4 protein-coding genes are annotated in these 4,004 nt (G+C 52.9%); 3 read left to right on the top strand and 1 reads right to left on the bottom strand.

The genetic code is table 11. The annotated features are described in order from the left end of the window. Nucleotides 1–126: 126 nt before the first annotated feature. Nucleotides 127–2,010: a bifunctional DNA primase/polymerase gene (locus tag AK963_RS26395; RefSeq protein WP_066018334.1), complete on the bottom strand. Its 1,884-nt coding sequence runs from the start codon at nt 2,008–2,010 to the stop codon at nt 127–129. 111 nt (nt 2,011–2,121) lie between these two features. Here AK963_RS26395 and AK963_RS26390 point away from each other — a divergent pair, with 111 nt between their 5' ends. From AK963_RS26390 to AK963_RS26380, 3 genes are read left to right on the top strand one after another with little or no spacing between them, the layout of a single operon-like run. Beyond that, nucleotides 2,122–2,577, top strand: coding sequence for a hypothetical protein (locus AK963_RS26390; RefSeq protein WP_066018333.1), 456 nt, complete (start codon nt 2,122–2,124; stop codon nt 2,575–2,577). A gap of 11 nt (nt 2,578–2,588) precedes the next feature. Continuing rightward, nucleotides 2,589–3,383: an AAA family ATPase gene (locus AK963_RS26385; RefSeq protein WP_066018332.1), complete on the top strand. Its 795-nt coding sequence runs from the start codon at nt 2,589–2,591 to the stop codon at nt 3,381–3,383. 1 nt (nt 3,384) lies between these two features. Continuing rightward, a complete protein-coding gene (locus AK963_RS26380; protein ID WP_066018331.1) occupies nt 3,385–3,897 on the top strand; it encodes a DUF669 domain-containing protein in 513 nt (170 codons plus the stop codon). The last annotated feature ends 107 nt before the right edge of the window (nt 3,898–4,004 follow it).

The raw sequence follows: 4,004 nt of genomic DNA, 5'->3' as shown, positions 1-4,004 counted from the left end.
GAAAATCAACATCATTAAAACCTTCGGGTAGCTGTGGTCGACGAGACATCTGTTCTAGATAATGCATGGTAATGATGCCTAAGCATAGTTGGCGGCAGCTTAAGGATTTAGAAAATGCGATTGGTATTATGTCTCTATCCACTGTTGAATGATATGCCTTGGTCGGCCCAGTGTCCCCATGATGGACTCAACAGAAAACCCACTGGATGCCAGCGTTCTGGCCTTGTCGACGGGAGCCATGGAGCCGACCACAAATCGTGTGCCATTTTCCTTTTCACCAATCGCAACCCACTGCACATGGTCATGCAGGTCTGACCACTCACGAACTTTGCCATAACGGACTTCCAGCACGATTCTGATGGTGCCGTCCTTGGGTGCCTTGAGACGCAGGGATTTGAACACGTTCTGATCAGAATAGTCGCCCTGCCAGATACCCCCTTTGGTCTTGGCAACATCCTTGTCTTCAAACACCTGTGTCACTCTCACTTGGGTCTCGATCACCGTGAGCTGGTTGGAGGAACCGGCTTCACGTCCGACGCCATGTTCCGTGGGTTTGTTGGCGTGGTGCAGAAGGATCACGCTGATGCCGTGGTTGCGGAGCTTCAGGCAGAGCTGGTTGAGGGTGGCCCACTCTTCGGCACTGTTCTCGGCAATGCCAGGGAAGGCGCTTCGTATTGTGTCAATGACCAGCACGTCGGGGCGGTAGGCTTTGATCCACTCGAACAGCTCTTTGCGCCCGTCGGGGTTGCGGAGGTTGATCTCGGTGCCGTTAATGAACGGCGTCCAGACATTGTAGTTGCCGTCGGACGAACCGAAGGACATTCGCATGGACTTGAGACCGGCACCGAGGGTTGACCTGCCGTTTTCCCAGTCGCAGTAGAGGATTTTTGGCGTAGTCTCGGCTTTAAATGGGCCGAAGTCGATGCCACGACAGGCATGGTAGAGCAGAAGTTGGGTAAACCATGACTTGCCATGGCCAGAGTAACCGTAGATTTGCAGGATACTGGCTTGCCTGAGTATCGGTGACATGAAGAACTGCTGATCTCCGGCCTGCTTGATCAGTGTGTCAGCGTCGTCTTCAGTGAGGGCGATGCGCTCGGGTATTTTTGGGTCAGGTGCGCTTGATGATTGCGGAAGATGGGCAATGTAATTGCCGTCTTTGTCGAAGCGGTCAGGGTGGTTGAGCTTCTCTTTTTCACGAATGGTTTTAAGGTTCTGCTGATAGCGCGGCTCTTCCAGGGGGGATGTAAAAAACGTCCGCATGAATTCACGGCCTGCACGTTCCAGTTCATCGCCAAGGCCGAGTTTGGCAACCTGCTGACCAAGGTATCTGAACGTCGTGTCGTAGATGCCAGAGCCACCACGGGGGATCAGGTTGCTGGGGTAGAGCGCTGCACGATCGGCGGTCTCCTGCCAGATGTCGACGTGGCCGGTTCTGATCTGTGTCAGGTCGAGGTTGGCAAAGTCGAAGTCTTCGTTGTTGGTATTGGTGGACTTCGAGGGTCGCCAGTCCTGAAAGAGCGGCATGTCGTCGAGATCGTGGTCGTTAAGAATATCCCAGGTGTAATGCGTACTCGGCGGCAGGAGTGCATAACTGCCATCACCACGAAAATCGAGGCCATTTATCTGTGGCCAGACTTCCCCTTTCGAACCGGAGCCGGACTGTGGGCCACGGTGAACCCCGTCGAGAGGGTGTTTGAAATACCAGTGTCGTCCACGTTTGGTTTTCACCATGACGGGTGACTCAAAACCTTGATCGTGGGCTGCCCGCTGAGCGTCTGTATTGTCGGCGTCGACCACGATGATGCCAGAGATGGCACCACACACGACGGCGATTAACATGTCCGGCCACTTTTCCAGCCAGAAATCTATCTCATCTTCCGTGGGTTGGCGTGTTTGAAACTTCTTCCACTTCACTAATGGTGTCTTGTCATTCGCACAGATCGGGATGATTGACCAGCCACGATCCAGATATTCATTAATTGCGTGCTTAATATTGCTGCTCAACATAACTCATCCTTGTTTTTGTTTTAATATTGCTGTATCAATGTCGCTTAGACAGCAATATAAAGCAATATAGTTTTATTTACTGTCAACATCAGACAATAGGAAACAACGCTAATGAGTATCTGGGATGAAACCGTTAGCAGTACTGCGGATCAGCAGGATAAAAACGACACTCCGGCGATCGCCACGGATCGCCTTCAGGAACTCATGAAAGAGTTCAAATCCACCAACGGCCTTATCGAGTCACTGAAAGAGAAGCTGGATGTCATTCGTGAAGAGATTCTGGATTTCTTTCCGAAGGAGCCAGGGCAGTACGAACAGGTGAGTCAGGGCGGTACACATCTTCTGGAAGTTCGCATCAGCGAGAAGTGGAGCTGGGACGAAGAGAAGCTGGCGCAAATCGTCGACGAGAAAGAGCTGCCTTATTTCATGAAGCGCAAGCTGAGTGTGGATAAGCGCAAGTTCGAGCGACTCGATGAGCCAGAAAAAGACGCCTACCTGGATGCACTCACCCGTGCCCCTGGCGTAGCGCGTATTTCAGTCAAGGAAATTCCGCCCTCTAACTCGTAAGGACAGAAAGCATGTTCAAGCCTAAGAAGACTTGTGATGCAGAGCTGAACGAAATCTCCAAGCTGTTGATCATGGCTCACCATGGTTGGGGGAAGACCACCCAGTTCGGTCATTACGCCAAAGAGTACGGCAAGGGTTTTATCCTGTCCGGTGAATCGGGGCTGATGTCGGTGAAGGATCACGACATTGACTACCTGCCCTTTTCGTCGTGGGACGGGCCGCATGACCCTGAGAAAGACGTGTATTCCTTTCGCGGCATCGTTCGCCAGATGCAGTCGCCAGAGTTTAAAGCCATGGGTTACAAGTGGATCGGCCTTGATTCACTGACCGAGCTGGCTGACCGGCTGCTGGAGACGCTGGAAGAGAAGCACAAGGACAACAAGAACACGTTCGAGAAGTGGGGCGAGTATGCACGGTTGCTGACCGGTGCCCTGAAGTGGATTCGTGATCTGCCTACCCATGTCTGTGTCACCTGTCTGGCCCAGGAAGAGACCAATGACAACGGTGTTATTGAGTACTGGCCCATGGTCAAGGGTGCCAAGGTGGGCAAGCAGATTCCAGGTCTGTTCGACCATGTGTTCTGCGGTATCCGTTCGACCGACGGAGACCGTGACAATCCTGTCGTCACCCGTCGTCTGATTACCGACGAAGTGCGTGGCTGGCACGGCAAGACCCGCGATCCCCGTGGGCGTCTGACTCCCATCATGGATACAGCGAATGTCGTTGAGCTGTTCAGGTTGATGGACATGAGCGATGAACAGTTCGCTGACTATAACTCCAAGATTAACTCCAAAAAAGGTAAGTGAAATGGAATTTACTGGATTCGACAGCCTTGATTTGACCAACGTGGAAGCTGGCGACAGCTACCTGAAAGCGGGTCAGTTCCGGTGCGAAGTCGTGAAGGCATCTGTTGAGCAGAACAAGGCCAAGACTGGCCGCTTCGTGAAGGTGGAAATGAAGTGCATGGACGGTAACGGTGTCACTGTTGATCGCTTCAATGTGCAGAATGCCAACCCGAAGGCGGTGGAGATCGGGCTTCAGAAGTTGAAAAAGTTCCTGATCGAAACGGGTCATCCCAACCCTGACAAGCCTGGGGATATTAACTCCCTGTCTGGCCTTAAAGTGGTGGTGAACCTGAAGCGTGGCGACGATTTTGTGACCGATACCGGTGAACGTCGGGAAGGTCGTGGTGAGATTGTTGGTTATGCCAGGGACGTTGGCCAGAGGATTGCGGGGGCGGCGGTGACTGCGGCTCCTGCTTCGCATCCACCTGTGGTGACTGACGGGACTGATCAGTTTCCAGATGACATCCCATTCTGACGGCAGGTGACGCATGGACGCGATTGAGATCATCGACCTGATTGATCAGAGCTATGAGCAGGAAGCCGAGCAGAAGGCTCGCCAGTACATCGGTGCCAGTGCCATTG

It is taken from the genome of Endozoicomonas atrinae (assembly GCF_001647025.1).
GTDB classification, from domain to species: domain Bacteria; phylum Pseudomonadota; class Gammaproteobacteria; order Pseudomonadales; family Endozoicomonadaceae; genus Endozoicomonas; species Endozoicomonas atrinae.
This window is presented reverse-complemented; position numbering and strand designations above follow the sequence as displayed.

Excerpts from the sequence above, each read along its gene's own strand:
- AK963_RS26395 (WP_066018334.1), bottom strand. The coding sequence starts at position 2,010 with ATGTTGAGCAGCAATATTAAGCACGCAATTAATGAATATCTGGATCGT.
- AK963_RS26390 (WP_066018333.1), top strand. The coding sequence starts at position 2,122 with ATGAGTATCTGGGATGAAACCGTTAGCAGTACTGCGGATCAGCAGGAT.
- AK963_RS26385 (WP_066018332.1), top strand. The coding sequence starts at position 2,589 with ATGTTCAAGCCTAAGAAGACTTGTGATGCAGAGCTGAACGAAATCTCC.
- AK963_RS26380 (WP_066018331.1), top strand. The coding sequence starts at position 3,385 with ATGGAATTTACTGGATTCGACAGCCTTGATTTGACCAACGTGGAAGCT.